General features: G+C 72.6%; 20 protein-coding genes. 14 read left to right on the top strand and 6 right to left on the bottom strand.

Annotated elements, in window-relative coordinates:
- Nucleotides 1-20: 20 nt before the first annotated feature.
- The 7 genes from ACTYVM_RS11105 (at nucleotide 21) to ACTYVM_RS11075 (ending at nucleotide 7,215) form a co-directional block, all read left to right on the top strand.
- Nucleotides 21-1,559: an ATP-dependent DNA ligase gene (locus ACTYVM_RS11105; RefSeq protein WP_445525751.1), complete on the top strand. Its 1,539-nt coding sequence runs from the start codon at nucleotides 21-23 to the stop codon at nucleotides 1,557-1,559.
- A complete protein-coding gene (locus ACTYVM_RS11100; protein ID WP_445525750.1) occupies nucleotides 1,556-2,041 on the top strand; it encodes an NUDIX hydrolase in 486 nt (161 codons plus the stop codon). Before ACTYVM_RS11105 ends, ACTYVM_RS11100 begins: the two co-directional genes overlap by 4 nt.
- Nucleotides 2,042-2,117: 76 nt before the next feature.
- A complete protein-coding gene (locus tag ACTYVM_RS11095; protein ID WP_445525749.1) occupies nucleotides 2,118-3,503 on the top strand; it encodes an NADP-dependent succinic semialdehyde dehydrogenase in 1,386 nt (461 codons plus the stop codon).
- Nucleotides 3,504-3,528: 25 nt separating this feature from the next.
- Nucleotides 3,529-3,768: a DUF6213 family protein gene (locus ACTYVM_RS11090; protein WP_400029374.1), complete on the top strand. Its 240-nt coding sequence runs from the start codon at nucleotides 3,529-3,531 to the stop codon at nucleotides 3,766-3,768.
- 558 nt (nucleotides 3,769-4,326) lie between these two features.
- On the top strand, nucleotides 4,327-5,463 hold the full coding sequence (locus tag ACTYVM_RS11085; protein ID WP_445525748.1) for a type III polyketide synthase: 1,137 nt from the start codon (nucleotides 4,327-4,329) through the stop codon (nucleotides 5,461-5,463).
- Nucleotides 5,460-6,689: a cytochrome P450 gene (locus tag ACTYVM_RS11080; RefSeq protein WP_445525747.1), complete on the top strand. Its 1,230-nt coding sequence runs from the start codon at nucleotides 5,460-5,462 to the stop codon at nucleotides 6,687-6,689. Before ACTYVM_RS11085 ends, ACTYVM_RS11080 begins: the two co-directional genes overlap by 4 nt.
- 7 nt (nucleotides 6,690-6,696) lie before the next feature.
- Nucleotides 6,697-7,215, top strand: coding sequence for a cupin domain-containing protein (locus tag ACTYVM_RS11075; protein ID WP_445525746.1), 519 nt, complete (start codon nucleotides 6,697-6,699; stop codon nucleotides 7,213-7,215).
- 141 nt (nucleotides 7,216-7,356) lie between these two features.
- On the opposite strand, the gene ACTYVM_RS11070 is transcribed toward ACTYVM_RS11075, so the two are convergent.
- Nucleotides 7,357-8,583: an acyl-CoA dehydrogenase family protein gene (locus tag ACTYVM_RS11070; RefSeq protein ID WP_445525745.1), complete on the bottom strand. Its 1,227-nt coding sequence runs from the start codon at nucleotides 8,581-8,583 to the stop codon at nucleotides 7,357-7,359.
- A gap of 169 nt (nucleotides 8,584-8,752) precedes the next feature.
- Between ACTYVM_RS11070 and ACTYVM_RS11065 the strand changes: the two genes are divergently transcribed.
- The gene (locus ACTYVM_RS11065) at nucleotides 8,753-9,397 is read left to right on the top strand and encodes a TetR/AcrR family transcriptional regulator (protein WP_445525744.1); all 645 of its coding nucleotides are present in this window, start codon (nucleotides 8,753-8,755) and stop codon (nucleotides 9,395-9,397) included.
- Nucleotides 9,398-9,484: 87 nt separating this feature from the next.
- Here ACTYVM_RS11065 and def read toward each other — a convergent pair whose 3' ends face one another.
- On the bottom strand, nucleotides 9,485-10,024 hold the full coding sequence (def, locus tag ACTYVM_RS11060; RefSeq protein WP_445525743.1) for a peptide deformylase: 540 nt from the start codon (nucleotides 10,022-10,024) through the stop codon (nucleotides 9,485-9,487).
- A 150-nt stretch (nucleotides 10,025-10,174) separates the two neighbouring features.
- On the opposite strand from def, the gene ACTYVM_RS11055 reads away from it, so the two are divergent.
- The 5 genes from ACTYVM_RS11055 to ACTYVM_RS11035 all read left to right on the top strand — a co-directional run bounded on the left by ACTYVM_RS11055 (nucleotide 10,175) and on the right by ACTYVM_RS11035 (nucleotide 14,781).
- Nucleotides 10,175-11,413, top strand: coding sequence for a Mur ligase family protein (locus ACTYVM_RS11055; protein ID WP_445525742.1), 1,239 nt, complete (start codon nucleotides 10,175-10,177; stop codon nucleotides 11,411-11,413).
- A gap of 20 nt (nucleotides 11,414-11,433) precedes the next feature.
- Nucleotides 11,434-12,162 carry a type 1 glutamine amidotransferase gene (locus tag ACTYVM_RS11050; RefSeq protein WP_445525741.1) on the top strand — a complete coding sequence of 243 codons (729 nt, stop codon included), beginning with the start codon at nucleotides 11,434-11,436 and terminating at the stop codon, nucleotides 12,160-12,162.
- Between the two features lie 230 nt (nucleotides 12,163-12,392).
- Nucleotides 12,393-13,418, top strand: a complete 1,026-nt coding sequence (locus tag ACTYVM_RS11045; protein WP_445525740.1) for a 6-phosphofructokinase — start codon at nucleotides 12,393-12,395, stop codon at nucleotides 13,416-13,418.
- 121 nt (nucleotides 13,419-13,539) lie between these two features.
- A complete protein-coding gene (locus ACTYVM_RS11040; RefSeq protein ID WP_445525739.1) occupies nucleotides 13,540-14,490 on the top strand; it encodes a cytochrome c oxidase assembly protein in 951 nt (316 codons plus the stop codon).
- Between the two features lie 120 nt (nucleotides 14,491-14,610).
- A complete protein-coding gene (locus ACTYVM_RS11035; RefSeq protein WP_445525738.1) occupies nucleotides 14,611-14,781 on the top strand; it encodes a hypothetical protein in 171 nt (56 codons plus the stop codon).
- A gap of 6 nt (nucleotides 14,782-14,787) precedes the next feature.
- Here the strand turns inward: ACTYVM_RS11035 and ACTYVM_RS11030 are convergent, their stop codons facing one another.
- From ACTYVM_RS11030 to ACTYVM_RS11015, 4 genes are read right to left on the bottom strand one after another with little or no spacing between them, the layout of a single operon-like run.
- Complete coding sequence (locus ACTYVM_RS11030) at nucleotides 14,788-15,993, bottom strand: sensor histidine kinase (protein WP_445525737.1); 1,206 nt, start codon at nucleotides 15,991-15,993, stop codon at nucleotides 14,788-14,790.
- Nucleotides 15,990-17,702, bottom strand: coding sequence for a sodium/solute symporter (locus ACTYVM_RS11025; RefSeq protein ID WP_445525736.1), 1,713 nt, complete (start codon nucleotides 17,700-17,702; stop codon nucleotides 15,990-15,992). Before ACTYVM_RS11025 ends, ACTYVM_RS11030 begins: the two co-directional genes overlap by 4 nt.
- A gap of 5 nt (nucleotides 17,703-17,707) precedes the next feature.
- Nucleotides 17,708-18,067, bottom strand: a complete 360-nt coding sequence (locus ACTYVM_RS11020; RefSeq protein ID WP_400029360.1) for a hypothetical protein — start codon at nucleotides 18,065-18,067, stop codon at nucleotides 17,708-17,710.
- A 13-nt stretch (nucleotides 18,068-18,080) separates the two neighbouring features.
- Nucleotides 18,081-18,836: a LytR/AlgR family response regulator transcription factor gene (locus tag ACTYVM_RS11015; RefSeq protein ID WP_400029359.1), complete on the bottom strand. Its 756-nt coding sequence runs from the start codon at nucleotides 18,834-18,836 to the stop codon at nucleotides 18,081-18,083.
- Between the two features lie 77 nt (nucleotides 18,837-18,913).
- Between ACTYVM_RS11015 and ACTYVM_RS11010 the strand changes: the two genes are divergently transcribed.
- A complete protein-coding gene (locus ACTYVM_RS11010) occupies nucleotides 18,914-19,420 on the top strand; it encodes an Lrp/AsnC family transcriptional regulator (RefSeq protein WP_445525735.1) in 507 nt (168 codons plus the stop codon).
- Nucleotides 19,421-19,430 lie beyond the last annotated feature (10 nt).

The following is a 19,430-nucleotide window of genomic DNA, read 5'->3' as shown; positions in this document are numbered from 1 at the left end:
GTGCGGTGCACCATGGCTGCATGTTGCTCGCCCGGTTGGCCCAGGTGTCACGGGAGGTGGCCGCCGCCTCGGCGCGGTCGCGGAAGACGGTTCTGCTCGCCGAGTTGTTCCGGGAGGCGGGGGCCGAGGACGTGCCGGTCGTCATCCCGTATCTGGCGGGCCGACTGCCGCAGGGGCGGCTCGGCGTGGGCTGGAAGGTGCTCGGCCGCCGGGTCGCCCCCGCTGCCGAGCCGTCGCTCACCGTGCGCGAGGTGGATGCCCGGCTGAGCGAGCTCGGCAAGGTCTCCGGCCCCGGATCGCAAACCGAACGCTCCCGGATCGTCGGCGAGTTGATGGGCGCGGCGACCGACGACGAGCAGCGGTTCCTGCGCGGGCTGCTCACCGGGGAGGTCCGGCAGGGCGCGCTGGACGCCATCGCCGTCGAGGCACTGGCCGGGGCGACGGGCGCACCCCCGGCGGACGTGCGGCGGGCGGTGATGCTGGCCGGATCGTTGCGGACGGTGGCGCAGGCCCTGCTCGCGGACGGCCCGCCGGCGCTGGAGCGCTTCCGGCTCACCGTCGGCCGCCCGGTCCTGCCGATGCTGGCGCACAGCGCCTCCTCGGTGGCCGAGGCGGTCGAAAGGCTCGGCGCGTGCGCCGTCGAGGAGAAACTCGACGGCATCCGGGTCCAGGTCCACCGGGACGGCGGCACCGTACGGGTGCACACCCGCACCCTGGACGACATCACCGACCGGCTTCCGGAACTGACGGCGGTCGCACAGGCGTTGCCCGGCGAGCGGTTCATCCTGGACGGCGAGGTCATCTCCTTCGGGGCGGACGGGCGGCCGCGCTCGTTCCAGGAGACCGCCGGGCGCGTGGGCTCACGCGTCGACGTGGCCACGGCCGCCGAGGCGGTCCCCGTCTCCCCCGTCTTCTTCGACGCGCTGTCGGTCGGCGACCGCGATCTGCTCGACCTGCCGTTGACCGAGCGCCAGGCCGAGCTGGCCCGTCTCGTACCGGAGCCGATGCGGGTCAGGCGCACCCTGGTGTCGGGGCCCGACGACGTCGGCGAGGCCGAGCGGTTCCTGGCCGAGACCCTGCGGCGCGGTCACGAGGGCGTGGTCGTCAAGGCCCTCGACGCCGCCTACAGCGCGGGCCGGCGCGGTGCGTCCTGGCTCAAGGTCAAGCCCGTGCACACCCTGGACCTGGTGGTCCTGGCCGCCGAGTGGGGCCACGGCCGCCGCACCGGCAAGCTGTCCAACCTGCACCTGGGCGCGCGCACCGCCGACGGCGGCTTCGCGATGCTCGGCAAGACGTTCAAGGGCATGACGGACACGATGCTGGCCTGGCAGACCGAGCGGCTGCGCGGGCTCGCCGTCGAGGACGACGGCCGGGTGGTGACCGTGCGCCCCGAGCTCGTCGTCGAGATCGCCTACGACGGCCTGCAGCGCTCCACCCGCTACCCGGCGGGCGTGACCCTCCGCTTCGCCCGGGTCGTGCGCTACCGGGAGGACAAGCGCCCCGAGGACGCCGACACCGTCACCACGCTGCTGGCCGCGCACCCGGAGATCGCGCCGTGAGCGCCCGGCGGGAGGCCCGGCGGGGTCGGCGCAGTGCCGGTCTGCTGCTGTTCCGGCGCTCCGGCGGCGGCTTGGAGGTGCTCCTCGGGCACATGGGCGGCCCCTTCTTCGCCCGGCGGGACGCGGGGGCGTGGACGGTACCGAAGGGCGAGTACGGCCCGGAGGAACCCGCGTGGGAGGCGGCCCGCCGCGAGTTCCAGGAGGAGCTGGGGCTGCCGCCGCCGGACGGGGCGGCCGTGCCGCTGGGCGAGGTCCGGCAGACGAACGGCAAGACCGTCACGGCCTGGGCGGTCGAGGCCGACCTCGACCCCGCGGCGGTCGTCCCCGGCACGTTCCTCATGGAGTGGCCGCCGCGGTCCGGGCGCACCCGGGAGTTCCCCGAGCTGGACCGGGTGGCCTGGCTCGGTCTCGACCGGGCCCGCGAGGTGATCGTCAGGGCCCAGGCCGCGTTTCTCGACCGGCTGGCCGAGCACTCGCCCTGACGAGCGCCGCACACGTTGCGCTCGGCCCCGCGGCGCGGGAAGGTCGAAGCACAGGCCGCTCCCAGGGAGGTCAGCCATGTCCATCGCCACGGTGAACCCGGCCAACGGCGAGACGCTCAAGACGTACGAGGCCATGGGCGAGGAGGAGATCGAGCGCCGGCTCCAGCTCGCGCAGGCCACGTTCCGTACGTACCGGACGACGGCCTTCGGCGAGCGGACCCGTCTGATGAACAGGGCCGCCGCTCTCCTCGACGAGGACCAGGACGAGATCGCCCGTGTCATGACCACGGAGATGGGCAAGCCGGTCGGGCAGGCCCGCGCGGAGGCCGCGAAGTGCGCCAAGGCCATGCGCTGGTACGCCGAGCACGCCGAGGAACTGCTCGCCGACGAGCGGCCCGCCGACTCGGACGTGAAGGACTCCGGTGCCTCCCGGGTCCTGGTCCGCTACCGGCCGCTCGGACCGGTGCTGGCCGTCATGCCCTGGAACTTCCCCCTGTGGCAGGTGGTCCGCTTCGCCGCGCCCGCCCTGATGGCCGGCAACGTCGGCCTGCTCAAGCACGCCTCCAACGTGCCGCAGACGGCCCTGTACCTGGAGGACCTGTTCCACCGGGCGGGGTTCGCCGAGGGCTGTTTCCAGACCCTGCTCATCGGCTCCGGAGCGGTCGACGACATCCTGCGCGACGAGCGGGTGCGGGCGGCCACCCTGACCGGCAGCGAGCCGGCCGGGCGGGCCGTGGCGTCCACCGCCGGGGAGATGATCAAAAAAACGGTGCTGGAACTGGGCGGCAGCGACCCGTTCATCGTGATGCCGTCCGCCGACGTCGACCGGGCCGCCGAGGTCGCGGTGACCGCGCGCGTGCAGAACAACGGCCAGTCCTGCATCGCCGCCAAGCGGTTCATCGTGCACACGGACGTCCACGACGCCTTCGCCGAGCGTTTCGTCGCCGGGATGAGGACGCTGAGGATCGGTGACCCGATGCGGGAGGACACCGAGGTCGGGCCGCTGTCCAGTGAGCGGGGCCGGTCGGATCTGGAGGAGCTCGTCGACGACGCCCGGCGTGGCGGGGCCGCTGTGCTGTGCGGTGGCGAACGGCCCGACGGCCCCGGCTGGTACTACCCGCCGACCGTGCTGGCCGGCATCACCCGCGAGATGCGCATCCACCGCGAGGAGGCGTTCGGCCCGGTGGCGACGCTGTACCGGGCGACCGACCTCGACGAGGCGGTGCTCATCGCCAACGACTCGCCCTTCGGCCTGAGTTCGAACGTCTGGACGGAGGACGAGAGCGAGGTGGACCGGTTCGTGCGGGACCTGGAGGCGGGCGGGGTGTACGTCAACGGGATGACCGCCTCGCATCCGGCGTTCCCGTTCGGTGGAGTGAAGCGGTCGGGGTACGGGCGTGAGCTGTCCGGGCACGGAATCCGCGAGTTCTGCAACATCACCACCGTGTGGCACGGGGCGTGACGCTTCCACGGCTACGATCCCCTTTGTGAACCGCGAAGTGACTCTGCCTCTGATCGTCGACGACCGCGGTACCTTGCAGGTGGCCGCGGCCGACGTGAGCAAGCTGCTGCGCACGGTCGGCGGACGGTGGCTGCGTCTGGTGGAGACCGGGCAGGCGGGACTGGACGAGGACACGGTGGCCGCGCTGACCATCGAGCTGGCCAAACTCGCCGACCGCATCGACGTGGCCTGCATCGCCCACAGCAGCGGATCCGCCTCCGGCTGACGGGACCGGGCCCGTGCCGCGCCGGAACCACCGCGGCACGGGCCGGCTACCGCTTCGCCACGGCCGGCCGCGCCGCACCTCACGCACGGCAGCGGCACCACCTCCCGGACGAACCGAGCCGACGGGATGCCACCGCGGCACGGGGACGCCTCCCCGGCCCTGCCTCGCCTCGCCATGTCTCCCCCCGCGGCCGCTCAGCCGTCTCCAGCCGGCCGGACGCATCGAGCCGACGGGCTGGGCCGCCGCGGCGGCGGCACGACGGGAGGCGGTGGCCGTCCCCGTGCGGGTCGGCGGTGTGCCCCGGATGGCGGAGGCCGGCGCCCGCCCGGGCGGGACGGAAGGCGCGGCCCGGATCTTCGTGTGGTGGGTGGCGTCCGACGCGGGCCGCAGGTCCCGGGCGGTCCGCGACCCGCAAGGCTGTGAGCAGGCATTTTCCGCCCGCGGAAGCCGGTTTCCCGTGCTTCCGGACCAAGATCCGCGAGCCCGGAGGGCGTGGTCCGCCGTCGCCGGATTGGAGTAGTTCCGCGAGAAGATCGTCGCTCTCCTGGGCGATCGTGGATGAGCCACCCTTACGGGTGCTGCACCCTCTGCCCGGGGGGCAACCGGCCTTCCGGAAGGCGAAAGCAGGCACGGCTCATGGCGACTTTGTGCAGACCCTCGGTGTCCGTACCAGAGCACGTGATCACCATGGAGGAGACGCTGGAGCTCGCGCGCTCCCGCCACGCGGACCACCCGCAGCTCCCGCTGGCCCTCCGGCTCATCGAGAACACCGGTGTGCAGACCCGGCACATCGTGCAGCCCATCGCGGAGACCCTCAAGCACCCCGGCTTCGAGGAGCGCAACAAGCTCTACGAGCAGGAGGCCAAGGCCCGGGTCCCCGCCGTCATCCAGCGGGCCCTCGACGACGCCGAGCTCCTGACCAGGGACATCGATGTCATCATCTACGTCTCCTGCACGGGCTTCATGATGCCGTCGCTCACCGCGTGGCTGATCAACACGATGGAGTTCGACTCGACGACCCGTCAGCTCCCCATAGCCCAGCTGGGCTGCGCGGCCGGGGGCGCCGCGATCAACCGGGCCCACGACTTCTGCACGGCGTACCCGGACGGAAACGCCCTCATCGTGGCCTGCGAGTTCTGCTCGCTGTGCTACCAGCCCACCGACCTCGGCGTCGGCTCCCTGCTCTCCAACGGCCTGTTCGGCGACGGCATCGCCGCCGCCGTGGTCCGCGGCACCGGCGGCACGGGCGTCCGGCTCGAGCGCAACGGCTCGTACCTGATCCCCAGGACGGAGGAGTGGATCGCCTACGACGTCCGGGAGACCGGCTTCCACTTCCTGCTGGACAAGCGGGTGCCCACCACCATGGAGCCGCTCGCCCCGGCCCTTCAGGCCCTGGCCGGAATGCACGGCTGGGACGCGTCCGACCTGGACTTCTACGTCATCCATGCGGGCGGCCCGCGCATCCTGGACGACCTCAGCAAGTTCCTGAACGTCGAGCCGCACGCGTTCCGGTTCAGCCGGGCCACGCTCACCGAGTACGGCAACATCGCCAGCGCCGTCGTCCTGGACGCGCTGCGGCGGCTGTTCGACGAGGGCGACCCCGAGGACCGGGCGCGCGGGCTGCTCGCCGGATTCGGCCCCGGGATCACCGCCGAGATGTCGCTCGGCTGCTGGCAGACCGGGGGCGAGGCATGACCGAGGAGACACTCGTCGAGGAGGCACACACCCAGGCGGCGCCGGCGGTCCGGCACCGGCCGGCGCACGACCTGGCGGACGTGGCCTTCGACCCGGCGCTCTGCGAGCCGGTGGAGGCAGGTCCGGTCACCCGCGTCGAGCTGCCGGGCGCCGAGGGCCGGGCGTGGCTGGTGACCCGCATGGACGACGTGCGGGCGGTCACCGACGACCCCCGGTTCAGCCGCGAGGCGGGCACCGACAGGCAGGTCACCCGGCCGGCCCCGCGCTTCGTCCCGGCGCGCGGCGCGGCCGGCTCCCTGGACCCGCCGGGCCACACCCGGCTGCGCCGCTCGATCGCCCCGGCCCTCACCGCGGACGGTGTGGAGCGGGTGCGGGACAGCGCCCGCCGGATGCTGGACGAACTGGTCGACGACCTGCTCGCGAACGGGCCGCCCGCCGACCTGACCGCCGAGGTGCTCCGCCCGTTCCCGATCGCGCTGCTCTGCGAGCTGCTGGGTGTGCCGGTCGCGGACCGGCAGGGGATGCACGTCTGGACCCGGCTTGTCCTGTCCTCCGCGCCCGGCACCGCCGTCGGCGAGCAGGCCAGGGAGGAGATGGGCACGTACTTCGCCGAGCTCCTCGACGCCCGTGCGGACAGCGCCGGGGAGGACATCGCCTCGCTGCTCGGGACGGCCGTGGCACGCCGTGAGATCACCCTGGAGGAGGCCGTGGGACTCGCGGTTCTCCTGCAGACCGGCGGCGAGGCGGTCACCGGCAGCAGCGGACAGATGTTCTACCTCCTGCTGACCCGCCCCGAGCTGGCCGACCGGCTGCGCGCGGACCCGCCGATCCGCCCGCGGGCCGTCGACGAACTGCTGCGCTGCGTCCCGCAACGCAACGGGGTCGGGCTGTCCAGGATCGCCCTGGAGGACGTGGAGATCGGAGGGGTGCGGATCCGGGCGGGCGAGGCGGTCCACGTGTCGTACCCGGCCGCCAACCGCGACCCGGACGTCTTCGCCGACCCCGGGACGATCGACCTATCGCGCAGCCCGAACCCGCATGTGGCGTTCGGCTCCGGCCCGCACCACTGCCCGGGCGACCGGCTCGCCCGGCTGGCGTCGGAGCTGCTGGTCGACGTCCTGCTGGACCGGATGCCGAATCTGAGGCTCGCGGTGCCGAAGGAGCAAGTGCCCTTCAGTCAGGGCGCGTTGATCCGCGGGCCCGAGTCCCTGCCGGTGACGTGGTGATCCGGCGATGGCCACGGAAGGACTGCTCGTACCGCCGGGCCAGGGCCGCATCGTCGAGGCGCCGGCCCAGCGGGTGACGTTCAAGGTGACGGGCTCGCACTCGCGGACGGCCTCCACGTTCGAGGTGGAGGTCCCGCCCGGCTTCGACGTCGGCGCCCATGTGCACACACGCAGCGAGGAGTTGTTCTACGTGCTGGAGGGCGAGCTGGACGTGCTCGCCTTCGAGCCGCGGATCCGGACCCCCGACGGCTGGCAGCGGTGGGAGTCCCACTCCGGCAACCGCGTGGTGCGGGCGACCCCGGGCACGGTCATCGTCGTCCCGCCGGGCTGCCCGCACGCCTTCGCCAACCCCACCGACACCCCCGCGAAGATGTTCTTCCAGGCGTCCCCGCCGCCCGATCACGAGCGGTACTTCGAGGAACTCCTGGCGATCCTGGGGAACGGGGGCCCGCCGGACCACGCGGCGATCGAGGAACTCAGGAAGCGCTACGACATCGAGCAGCTGACGCCGCTGCGGCATCGTTAGGGCCTGTTGCGAAAGTCCCGTCGTCCGCCCGGAGGGCGGGCCTCGCGGCGTCAGGTGCGTGCTCTGGGGGTCCCCCCTGCTCGAAGAGCTTGGGGGAGCGTGCATGGCGTCGCGGGGCAGACGGGACTTTCGCAACAGGCCCTAGCGGATCGGCATGCCCGAGATCGTGCGGGAGATCACCAGCCGCTGGATCTCGCTGGTCCCTTCGAAAATGGTGTAGATGGCCGCGTCGCGGTGCATCCGCTCCACCGGGTACTCCCGGGTGTAGCCGTTGCCGCCGAGGATCTGGATGGCCTGGGCCGTGACCTTCTTCGCGGTCTCGCTGGCGAACAGCTTGGACATCGAGCCCTCGGCGGCCTCGAACGGCCTGCCGTTGACCGCCATCCACGAGGCCCGCCAGACCAGCAGCCGCGCGGCGTCGATCCGCGTGCGCATGTCGGCGAGCTGGAAGGCGACCCCCTGGTTGTCGATGATCGGCCGGCCGAACTGCTCCCGCGTCCGGGCGTAGTCGAGGGCGACCTCGTAGGCGGCCCGGGCGGTGCCGACCGCCATGGCGCCGACGGCGGGGCGGGACGCCTCGAACGTGGCCATCGCCGCGTTCTTCACCCTCTCTCCGCCCTTGCGGGCCTTCTCCCGGGCGCGGGCGAGCCGCTCGTCCAGCTTCTGCCTGCCGCCGAGCAGGCAGGACCCGGGGACGCGGACGCCGTCCAGGACCACCTCGGCGGTGTGTGAGGCGCGGATGCCGTGCTTCTTGAACTTCTGCCCCTGCGTCATCCCCGGTGTGCCCGGCGGGACGATGAAGGAGGCGTGGCCCTTGGAACCGAGTTCGGGGTCGACGGAGGCGACGACCACGTGCACGTTGGCGATGCCGCCGTTGGTCACCCAGGTCTTGGTGCCGTTGATCACCCACTCGTCCTTGGCCTCGTCGTACACCGCGCGGGTGCGCATCGAGGCCACGTCGGAGCCGGCGTCGGGCTCGGAGGAGCAGAAGGCGGCGACCTTCACATCGTCCGGGTCGCCGTACATCTGCGGAATCCAGGTGCCGATCTGCTCGTCGGTGCCGTTGGCGAGGACGCCCACGGCGGCGAGGCCGGTGCCGACGATGGACAGCGCGATGCCGGCGTCGCCCCAGAACAGCTCCTCCATGGCCATCGGGATGCCGAGGCCGGTGGCGTCGAAGTACTGCTGGGCGTAGAAGTCGAGGGAGTAGATGCCGACCTTGGCGGCCTCCTGGATGACCGGCCAGGGGGTCTCCTCGCGCTCGTCCCATTCGGCGGCGGCGGGACGGATCACATCGGCCGCGAAGCCGTGCAGCCAGTCCCGGACCTCCCTCTGCTCGTCGTTGAGCTCCATGGTGAACTCGGCCATGTCCCCTCCAGCGGCACACCTGCATGTTACTTGCGGTAACCGTACTATGTTACCGCCCGGTAGGAGAAGTCGACTCCTGATCATTCCCCGGCAGCCCGTTCGAGATGTCCGGCCCCGTCAGTGTTACTTTGCGCAGGCGTCACCGAACCAGTACGGGTGGGGAGATCTCATGGACACCACGCAGCGGACCGATCAGCAGCGGTCCGCCGACCGCCGACGGCGCGAGCTGCTGGAGGCCGCCGACCGGGTGGTGCTGCGCGACGGCCCGCACGCGTCGATGAACGCCATCGCCGCCGAGGCCGGCATCACCAAGCCGATCCTCTACCGCCACTTCGGCGACAAGGGAGGGCTGTACGCCGCCCTCGCCCAGCGGCACACCGACGCCCTGCTCGCCTCCCTGCGGGCCGCGCTGGACGCCCCCGCGGACCGTCGGGAGCGCGTGGAGTCGACGCTGGACACCTACCTCGCGGCCATCGAGGCCCGCCCGCAGGTCTACCGCTTCCTGATGCACCCGGCGGAGGGCGGCCAGGGCACCGACCAGGGCTTCGACGTCGGCAGGCACTCCGCTCCGCTGCTGCGCCGCATGGGCGAGGAACTGGCCCGGGTCATCGAGGAGCGGCTCGACCTGGGCCCGGCCGGACAGCAGCTGGCCCGCGTGTGGGGCCACGGCATCGTCGGCATGATGCACGCGGCCGGCGACTGGTGGCTGGGCGAGCGGCCCTGCTCGCGGGCGGAACTCGTACGCAGCCTGGCGGACCTGCTGTGGGGACGGCTGGCGGCGGTGGACGACAAGACGGGGAGCCCCGGTTTCTGAGCCGCGCCCACGGGTCCGGCGCGCGTCACCGTCCGGCTCCGCGGCGGGACGCGGCCGGCCGCCGACGCCCCGCGGCCGCGCGGTGGTTCACCGACCCCACGGTGCCCGCGCGGCCTGCCTCAGCAGCCGGCCGCGCCGCCACCCGGAGAGGCGGTCGGCGTACACCTGGCCGTCGAGGTGATCGCACTCGTGCTGGAGGCAGCGCGCGAAGAACCCCGTCCCGTGCACGGTGACCGGCTCACCGGTCACCGTGAAGCCCTCGACCACCGCGTGGTCGTAGCGCTCCGTCCCCGCCTCCAGGCCCGGCAGGGACAGGCAGCCCTCCGGTCCACGGATCACCACCCCGTCCGTCTCCACCAGCCGCGGGTTGACCACATGGCCGAGGTGGCGCACGTCCTCGTCGTCCGGGCAGTCGTACACGAAGACCCGCAGCGGCAGCCCGATCTGGTTCGCGGCGAGGCCCACTCCGCCCGCCGCGTACATCGTCGCGAACAAGTCCTCCACCACCCGGAACAGTTCGGGACCAAAGTCGGTGACCTCCTCGCAAGGGGCGTGCAGAACGGTGCTGCCGAGCAGGGAAAGGGGCCGGACGCGCCCGCGGGCGCCCGGGATCGAGCCGTGTCGCATGGCGGCAAGGGTACGGTTCCCTCTGCCCCTGCCGACCGCGCGGGCATGGGCGGGATTCGGGAGCGTCAGCAGATCTCGATAGGCTGAGGTCCACACCACGTTGCCGAATGGCTCAACGCGCGGCGCGTACGCAAGGAGGATCGAGAACTGATGGCAGGCAACTCGGACCCGCTCACGCCGCGGGCCAAGCTGGCCGTGACGGCGGGCAAGGCGGTCGCTGCGGCATCGCGGGCCGCTGGACGCGGCAGCGGTTCGGTGATCGGTGGTCGGGTGGCCCTCAAACTCGACCCCGATCTACTGGCCCGGCTCGCCCAGCACCTGGACGTGATCCTGGTCTCGGCGACCAACGGCAAGACCACGACCACCCGGCTCATCGCCGAGGCCCTGGGGGCCGCGGGCCCGGTCGTGTCCAACGCGCTCGGCGCGAACATGCCCGCGGGCATCACCTCCGCGCTCGCCGGCGGCTCGGAAGCGAAGTTCGGCGTGATAGAGGTCGACGAGAAATACCTCGCGGGCGTGGCCCGGGACACCGACCCCAAGTGCATCGCGCTGCTCAACCTCTCCCGCGACCAGCTCGACCGGGCCGGTGAGACCCGGATGCTCGCCGAGAACTGGCGCGAGGCGCTGAGCGGGTCCAAGGCCGTGCTCGTCGCCAACTGCGACGACCCGCTGGTGGTGTGGGCCGCGTCCTCGTCTCCCAACGTGATCTGGGTGGCCGCCGGGCAGATGTGGAAGGACGACGCCTGGTCCTGCCCGTCCTGCGGCGGAGTGATGCAGCGCCCGGGCGACGACTGGTTCTGCGGCGAGTGCGGCTTCCGCCGCCCCACCCCCAGCTGGGCCCTGTCCGGCGACCACGTCCTCGACCCGCACGGCTCCGCCTGGCCGATCCACCTTCAGCTGCCGGGCCGCGCCAACAAGGCCAACGCCGCCTCCTCCGCGGCCGTCGCCGCCGTCTTCGGGGTGCCGCCGCAGGTCGCCCTGGAGCGGATGTACCAGGTGCAGGCGGTCGCCGGCCGCTACGACGTCGTGCAGTTCCAGGGCCGCGACCTGCGCCTGCTGCTGGCGAAGAACCCGGCCGGCTGGCTGGAGACGTTCTCCCTGATCGACCCGCCGCCCGCCCCGGTCATCCTGTCGGTCAACGCGCGCAGCGCGGACGGCACCGACACCTCCTGGCTGTGGGACGTCGACTACACGCGCCTGACCGGCCACCCGCTCTTCGTGCTCGGCGACCGGAAGCTGGACCTCGCGGTGCGCCTGGAGGTCGCGGGCCAGCAGTTCCAGGTCTGCGAGAGCCTGGACGAGGCCGTGCAGCAGGCCCCGGCCGGCCGGATCGAGGTCATCGCCAACTACACCGCGTTCCAGGACCTGCGCCGCCGCGTCGGCAACTGACCACAAAGGACGAGCACTTCATGAGTGACAACCAACTGCGGCTGGTGTGGATCTACCCGGACCTGCTGAGCACCTACGGCGACCAGGGCAACGTCCTCGTGGTGGAGCGCCGGGCCCGCCAGCGCGGCCTGGACGTGGCCCGTCTCGACGTGCGCAGCGACCAGCCGATCCCGACCTCCGGCGACATCTACCTCATCGGCGGCGGCGAGGACCGGCCGCAGCGGCTGGCGGCGGAGCGGCTGCGGCGCGACGGCAGTCTGCACAGGGCGGTGGAGAACGGCGCGATCGTCTTCTCCGTCTGCGCCGGGTACCAGATCCTCGGCCACGAGTTCGTCAACGACCTCGGGCAGCGCGAGCCGGGACTCGGCCTGCTCGACGTCGTGTCGGTGCGCGGTGAGGGCGAGCGGTGCGTCGGCGACGTGCTGGGCGACGTCGACCCGCGGCTCGGCCTGCCCTCGCTGACCGGGTTCGAGAACCACCAGGGCGTCACCCACCTCGGCCCCACCGCCCGCCCGTTCGCCCAGGTCCGCCTGGGCCGGGGCAACGGCACGGGCGACGGCACGGAGGGCGCCTACAACGACACCGTCTTCGGCACGTACATGCACGGCCCGGTGCTGGCCCGCAACCCGCTGATCGCGGACCTGCTGCTGAAGCTGGCCCTCGACGTCAACGCGCTGCCGCCGATCGACGACCACTGGTACGAGGCGCTGCGCAACGAGCGCATCGCGGCTGCGCAGCAGCCTGCGTGAGTACAGTTGCGCAGCAGCCCGCGTGAGAACAGCTGCGCAGCAGCCCGCGTGAGAGGTGCGCGACGGCCGCGACGGGAGCCCGTCTGACAGGGTGTCCGCACAGGTGAGCGGGGCCGTCCAGCAGGCGGACGCACGGTTCGGCCCCGCCGCCCCGTGCCGCTAGGGTGGCGGGGACCGACCGGACAACGTGGTCCGGTCCCCGCGCCCACGTTGAGAAGGTTATTCGGGCTATGCGCATTGGCGTGCTCACCTCCGGCGGCGACTGTCCCGGCCTGAACGCCGTCATCCGTTCCGTCGTGCACCGTGCCGTCGTCGACCACGGCGACGAGGTCATCGGCTTCCGCGACGGCTGGAAGGGCCTCCTGGAGTGCGACTACCTCAAGCTCGACCTCGACGCGGTGAGCGGCATCCTCGCCCGCGGCGGGACCATCCTCGGCTCCTCCCGGGTCCGTCCCGAGCACCTGCGGGACGGCGTGCAGCGGGCCAGGGGCCACGTCGAGGAGCTGGGGCTCGACGCGATCATCCCGATCGGCGGCGAGGGCACCCTCAAGGCGGCCCGGCTGCTGTCGGACAACGGTCTGCCGATCGTCGGCGTGCCCAAGACCATCGACAACGACATCGCGGTCACGGACCTCACCTTCGGCTTCGACACCGCCGTGACCGTCGCCACCGAGGCCCTGGACCGGCTGAAGACCACCGCCGAGTCCCACCAGCGGATGCTGATCGTGGAGGTCATGGGCCGTCACACCGGCTGGATCGCGCTCCAGTCCGGCATGGCGGCCGGCGCCCACGCCATCGTCGTCCCTGAACGCCCCTTCGACATCGAGGAGTTGGCGGCGAAGGTCGGCGAGCGGTTCGAGGCGGGCAAGCGGTTCGCGATCGTCGTGGTCGCGGAGGGCGCCAAGCCCAGGGCGGGCACCATGGACTTCGACGAGGGCGGCAAGGACGTCTACGGCCACGAGCGGTTCGCCGGCGTCGCCCGGCAGCTCTCCCTCGAACTGGAGCAGCGGCTCGGCAAGGAGGCCCGGCCGGTGATCCTCGGGCACGTCCAGCGCGGCGGCACGCCGACGGCGTACGACCGGGTGCTGGCCACCCGGTTCGGCTGGCACGCCGTGGAGGCGGTGCACCGCGGGGAGTTCGGCCGGATGACGGCGCTGCGCGGCACGGACATCGTGATGGTGTCCCTGGCCGAGGCGGTGGCGACCCTCAAGACGGTCCCGGCCGATCGGTACGCCGAGGCGGAGTGCGTGCTGTAGGACACACCGCACGTCCCCACCGCCCCCGGTCGCAGCTGCGGCCGGGGGCGGTTCTACTCTGGGTGCGGACAGACAGCTGTGGACAGACAGCGCACAATCCCCATGAATCAGGAGCCGGCGGATGGATCACAGCGGGCACGGCATGATGACGGATCTGCCGCCGTTCACGCTGGGACGCGGTCTCGAGTGGTCCCCGGACCCGTTCTTCCTCGTCGCCTGCCTGCTGGGGCTCGGCCTGTACGGCTGGGGTGTGGTGCGACTGCGGCGGCGCGGTGACGCGTGGCCGGTGGGCCGGACGGTGGCGTACGTCATCGGTGTGCTGACCGTGGCCCTGGTGATGTGCACCAAGCTGAACGACTACGGCATGGTCATGTTCAGCGTGCACATGGTCCAGCACATGGTCATCAGCATGCTGTCGCCGATCCTGATCCTGCTCGGCGGCCCGATCACCCTGGCGCTGCGCGCGCTGCCGGTGGCCGCAAGGGGCCGCAAGGGGCCGCGTGAGCTGCTGCTGGCCCTGCTGCACAGCCGGTACCTGCGGGTCGTCACGCATCCCGCCTTCACCATCCCGATGTTCGTCGCGAGCCTGTACGCCCTGTACTTCACGCCGCTGTTCGACTTCCTGATGGGCTCGATGGCCGGGCACATCGCGATGATGGTGCACTTCCTCGCGGTGGGCCTGGTGTTCTTCTGGCCGATCATGGGCGTCGACCCGGGCCCGAACCGGCCCGGCTACCTCATGCGGATGCTGGAGCTGTTCGCGGGCATGCCGTTCCACGCGTTCTTCGGCATCGCGCTGATGATGGCGACCGCGCCCATGGTGAACACCTTCAAGAACCCGCCCGCCTCGCTCGGCATCGACGCCCTGACCGACCAGAACGCGGCCGGCGGCATCGCCTGGGCGTTCAGCGAGATCCCCTCGGTCCTGGTGCTGCTCGCCCTGCTCTTCCAGTGGTACGGCTCCGAACAGCGCCAGGCCCGCCGCAAGGACCGCGCCGCGGAGCGCGACGGAGACAAGGAACTCGAGGCGTACAACGCGTACCTGGCGTCCCTCAACGCACGGGGCAACTGAGCACGCGGGCCGCCCCGTCCGCGTCTACGCCGTCCCGCCGGAACAAGCCCGTTGTGGGGGGATGCCGATGGGCCGAACCGGGGCACCATGGAGGTTACGGACCATGAGGAGGGCGCCGCGATGCACGGTTCCACGGACGGTTCCACGAAGACGATGGGGGTGCTCACCGTCGGCTCGCTGGTCGCGGTGACGGCCTACACGGTGGCACTCGGCGGCAACGGCTGGCTGTGGTTCGGCTGGGTCGTGCTGGGCCTGGTCACGCTGGGCATGGTGGTCACCCGCGGCACCTGAGGAGGCTCACTCCCCGGTGAGCCGCGTCGCCGAATGGACGCCCGGCTGGTACTTCGGCAGCCGGGCGCTGACCTTCATTCCCGCACCCGGCGCGGTCTCGATGACCAGGCCGTGGCCGTCACCGTAGACCTGGCGGAGCCGGTCGTCGACGTTGGACAGGCCGATGCCGCCGGAGGGGCTGTCCTCACCCGCGAGGATGCGGCGCAGCAGGCCGGGGTCCATGCCGACCCCGTCGTCCTCGATGACGACCACCGCCTCGGCGCCCGCGTCCCGCGCGGTGATCCTGATGTGGCAGGTGCCGGTCTTGCCCTCCAGGCCGTGCTTGACGGCGTTCTCCACCAGCGGTTGCAGGCACAGGAACGGCAGCGCGATGGGAAGCACCTCGGGCGCGATCTGGAGGGTGACCGACAGGCGGTCGCCGAAGCGGGCGCGTACGAGCGCCAGGTAGTGCTCGATGGCGTGGAGTTCGTCGGCGAGCGTGGTGAAGTCGCCGTGCCTGCGGAACGAGTAGCGGGTGAAGTCGGCGAACTCCAGCAGCAGGTCCCGCGCCCGCTCGGGGTCGGTGCGGACGAACGAGGCGATCACCGCGAGCGAGTTGAAGATGAAGTGCGGGGAGATCTGCGCGCGCAGGGCCTTGATCTCGGCCTCGATGAGCCGGGTGCGGGACCGGTCGAGGTCCGCGAGCTCCAGTTGCACGGAGACCCAGCGGGCGACCTCGGCCGCGGCGCGGGCCAGTACGGCCGACTCGCGCGGAGCGCAGGCGACGAGGGCGCCGTGGACGCGGTCGTCGACGGTGAGCGGGGTGACGACGGCCCAGCGCACCGGGCAGTCCGGGCTCCGGCAGCTGAGCCGGAAGGCCTCGCCGCGGCCGGTCTCCAGGGCCCCGGTGACGCGTTCCATGATCTCGGTGCGGTGGTGGCCGCCCACGCCGTCCCAGGCGAGGACCCGCGCGTCGTCCGTGAGGCACAGGGCGTCGGTGCCGAGCAGGGAGCGCAGCCGGCGGGCCGATCTGCGGGCGGTCTCCTCCGTCAGCCCGGCCCGCAGCGGGGGCGCGGCGAGCGAGGCGGCGTGCAGGGTCTGGAAGGTGGCGTGCTCGACGGGGGTGCCGAGCCCGCCGAGGCTCTGCGGGCGGGCGGTGCGTCGGCCGAGCCAGTACCCGGCGGCGAGCAGCGGCAGCGCGGCCACGCACAGCCCGGCGAGGAAGCCGCTCATCCCGTCACCTCCGCCCGCAGTTGCTCGGGCAGGTGGAACCGGGCCAGGACGGCCGCGGTGCCGGCCGGCACCCGGCCGGGTGTGGCCAGGGACACCAGCGTCATCGTGAGGAAGCCCAGCGGCACCGACCACAGGGCGGGCCAGGCGAGCAGCGCGTGCAGCGGCCCGGTGCCGGGGAAGCCGGCCATGGTCACGGCGACGGCGACGAGCGCGGCGCCGCCACCCGCCAGCATCCCGGCGGCCGCGCCGGGCGGGGTGAGCCGCCGCCACCAGATGCCGAGGACGAGCAGGGGGCAGAAGGAGGAGGCGGACACCGCGAAGGCTAGGCCGACCGCGTCGGCGACGGGCAGCCCGCCGACCAGGACGCTCGCGGCGAGCGGTACGGCCATGGCGAGCACCGTGCCCAGCCGGAAGTGGCGTACCCCGCGCGAGGGCAGCACGTCCTGGGTGAGCACCCCGGCCACCGCCATGGTCACGCCGGAGGCGGTCGACAGGAACGCGGCGAACGCGCCGCCCGCGACCAGCGCGCCCAGCAGGTCCCCTCCGAGGCCGCCGATCACCCGGTCGGGCAGCAGCAGCACGGCGGCGTCCGCGCTCCCGGTGAGGGTGAGTTCGGGGGCGTAGACGCGGCCGAGCGCGCCGTACACCGGAGGCAGCAGGTAGAAGCCGCCGATCAGGCCGAGCACGGCCACCGTGGTGCGGCGCGCGGCCACGCCGTGCGGGCTGGTGTAGAAGCGGACGACGACGTGCGGCAGGCCCATGGTGCCGAGGAAGGTGGCGAGGATCAGCCCGTAGGTGGCGTACAGCGGGCGTTCCTCGCGGCCCGCGGCCAGGGAGGTGGACATGCCGCCGCTGCCGCCGTGGGCGGCCACCGGGACGCTGGCGCCCCGGGCGAAGGTGAGCCGGGTGCCGCCCTCGACGCGGTGCGTCCCGGCCGGGAGGTTCACCTGCCGCTCGTGGTGGGCGCGGCCGTCGACGGTGCCGGTCACGGTGACGGTGAGCGGGCGTTCCAGCCTGAGGTCGAGGGTTTCCGCGACGCGCACGGTGCGCTGCTCGCGGAAGGCGGCCGGCTCGTCGTAGGCGCGGCGCGGCGCCCCGTCGCCCTGCCAGGCCAGGACGAGGAAGAGGGCGGGGACGAGCAGGGCGGTCAGTTTCAGCCAGTACTGGAAGGCCTGGACGAAGGTGATGCTGCGCATCCCGCCCGCGGCGACGATGGCCACCACGACGACGGCGACGATCACCGCGCCGAGCGCGTCGGGCGCCCCGGTCAGCACCGCCAGGGTGAGTCCGGCCCCCTGGAGCTGCGGCAGCAGGTAGAGCCAGCCCACGCCGACGACGAACGCGCCGGCGAGCCGCCGCACGCCCTGGGAGGCCAGCCGGGCCTCGGCGAAGTCGGGCAGCGTGTACGCCCCGGACCGGCGCAGCGGGGCGGCGACGAACAGGAGCAGGACGAGATAGCCGGCCGTGTAGCCGACGGGGTACCACAGCATGTCGGCGCCCTGGACGAGGACCAGGCCGGCTATGCCCAGGAACGAGGCCGCGGAGAGGTACTCCCCGCTGATGGCGGCCGCGTTCAGGCGCGGGCCCACGGTACGGGAGGCGACGTAGAAGTCGGAGGTGGTGCGGGAGATGCGCAGGCCGAAGGCGCCGACGAGGATCGTGGCCACCACGACGAGGGCGACGGCGGGGACGGTGTAGGCGGAGTTCACGGCGCTCAGCGGTCTCCGACGAGCCGTACGAAGTCGCGTTCGTTGCGCTCGGCGCGGCGCACGTACCAGCGGGCGAGCAGCACCAGGGGGGCGTAGAGGCCGAAGCCGAGGACCGCCCACTTCAGCCGCCGGGCGTCGGGGGCCGCGGCGAACACCAGCGGCAGCGGGCCCACGAGGAGCACGAGCACCGCGAACACGGTGAGGCCGGCCCGTAGTTGGCTGCGCATCAGGGAGCGGACGTAGGTGTGGCCGAGGGTCGTCTGCTCGTCGATCTCCGTGCGCGGACGGTAGTGGCCCGGGGCCCGTCGGGTGCGGCGGGGCGGACCGGTGACGACGACACGGCGTTCGGTCGGGTCCTGCGGCATGGCGTGCATCCCCCTAGCGCGCGGTCCGGCGGATCAGCAGCTCGCGCAGTTCCCGCGCGTGCCGTCGGCTGACCTGGAGTTCCTCGGTGCCGACCAGGACGCTCACCGTGCCCGCGTCCAGGCGGAGTTCGCCGATGTGGCGCAGGGCCACCAGGTACCGGCGGTGGATGCGGACGAAGCCGCGGGCGCGCCAGCGCTCCTCCAGGGTGGACAGCGGGATGCGCACCAGGTGGCTGCCCCTGCCGGTGTGCAGCCGGGCGTAGTCGCCCTGCGCCTCGGCGTGGGTGATGTCCTCGACGGCCACGAAGCGTGTCACACCGCCGAGTTCCACGGGCAGGTGGTCGGGATCGGGCTCGCTGACGGGTATCCGCGGGGCGGCGCCGCGCAGGTGGGCGGCGCGGCGGACGGCCTCGGCGAGGCGTTCCTTGCGGACGGGCTTGAGGAGGTAGTCGACGGCCTTGAGGTCGAAGGCCTGTACGGCGAAGTCCTCGTGGGCGGTGACGAACACGATCAGCGGCGGCGCGGCGAACCCGTTCAGCAGCCGGGCCAGGTCGAGGCCGTCCAGGCCCGGCATGTGGATGTCGAGAAAGACGACGTCGATCGCGTCGGGTCCGTCCGGGCCGGACTCCAGCGCCCGGTTGATGCGGCGCAGCGCCTCGGTCGCGTCGCCTGCGCCCTCCACGCCGGCGATCCGGGGATCGGCGTTGAGCAGGTACAGCAGCTCCTCGAGGGAGGGGCGTTCGTCGTCGACGGCGAGGGCGCGCAGCATGAACGTGGAGTGTAGGGGCGAAAGGCGCGCTGTGACATGCACCGGGCACGGAGGCCCGCGCTGGATACAGTGCCGCCATGAACAGCAGGCCGGCACCGTTCGACGCACTCGACCGGAAGATCCTCACCTCCCTGATCGCGAACGCGCGCACCAGCTTCGCCGAGATCGGCACCGCCGTCGGCCTGTCCGCGACGGCCGTCAAGCGGCGCGTGGACCGGCTGCGCGAGACCGGCGTGATCACCGGGTTCACCGCCACGGTGAAGCCGGCGGCGCTGGGCTGGCGCACGGAGGCGTACGTCGAGGTGTACTGCGAGGGCGCGGCCCCGCCGCGGCGGCTGGCGGAGGTGGTGCGCCGCCATCCGGAGATCACGGCGGCGATGACGGTGACCGGCGGCGCGGACGCCCTGCTGCACGTGCGGGCGCGGGACGTGGAGCACTTCGAGGAGGTGCTGGAACGCATCCGTACCGAGCCGTTCATCCGCAAGACGATCAGCGTGATGGTGCTGTCCCATCTGCTGCCGGACAGTCCTGAGGCGGGCGCAAGCCAGCCTGCTCCGCCGGAGGGCGCAGCAGACGTGCGCTGAGGCCGGGAAA

The organism is Streptomyces cyslabdanicus, assembly GCF_052663305.1.
The sequence above is the reverse complement of the archived record's forward strand: the minus strand, read 5'-3'. Positions and strand labels throughout refer to the sequence as shown.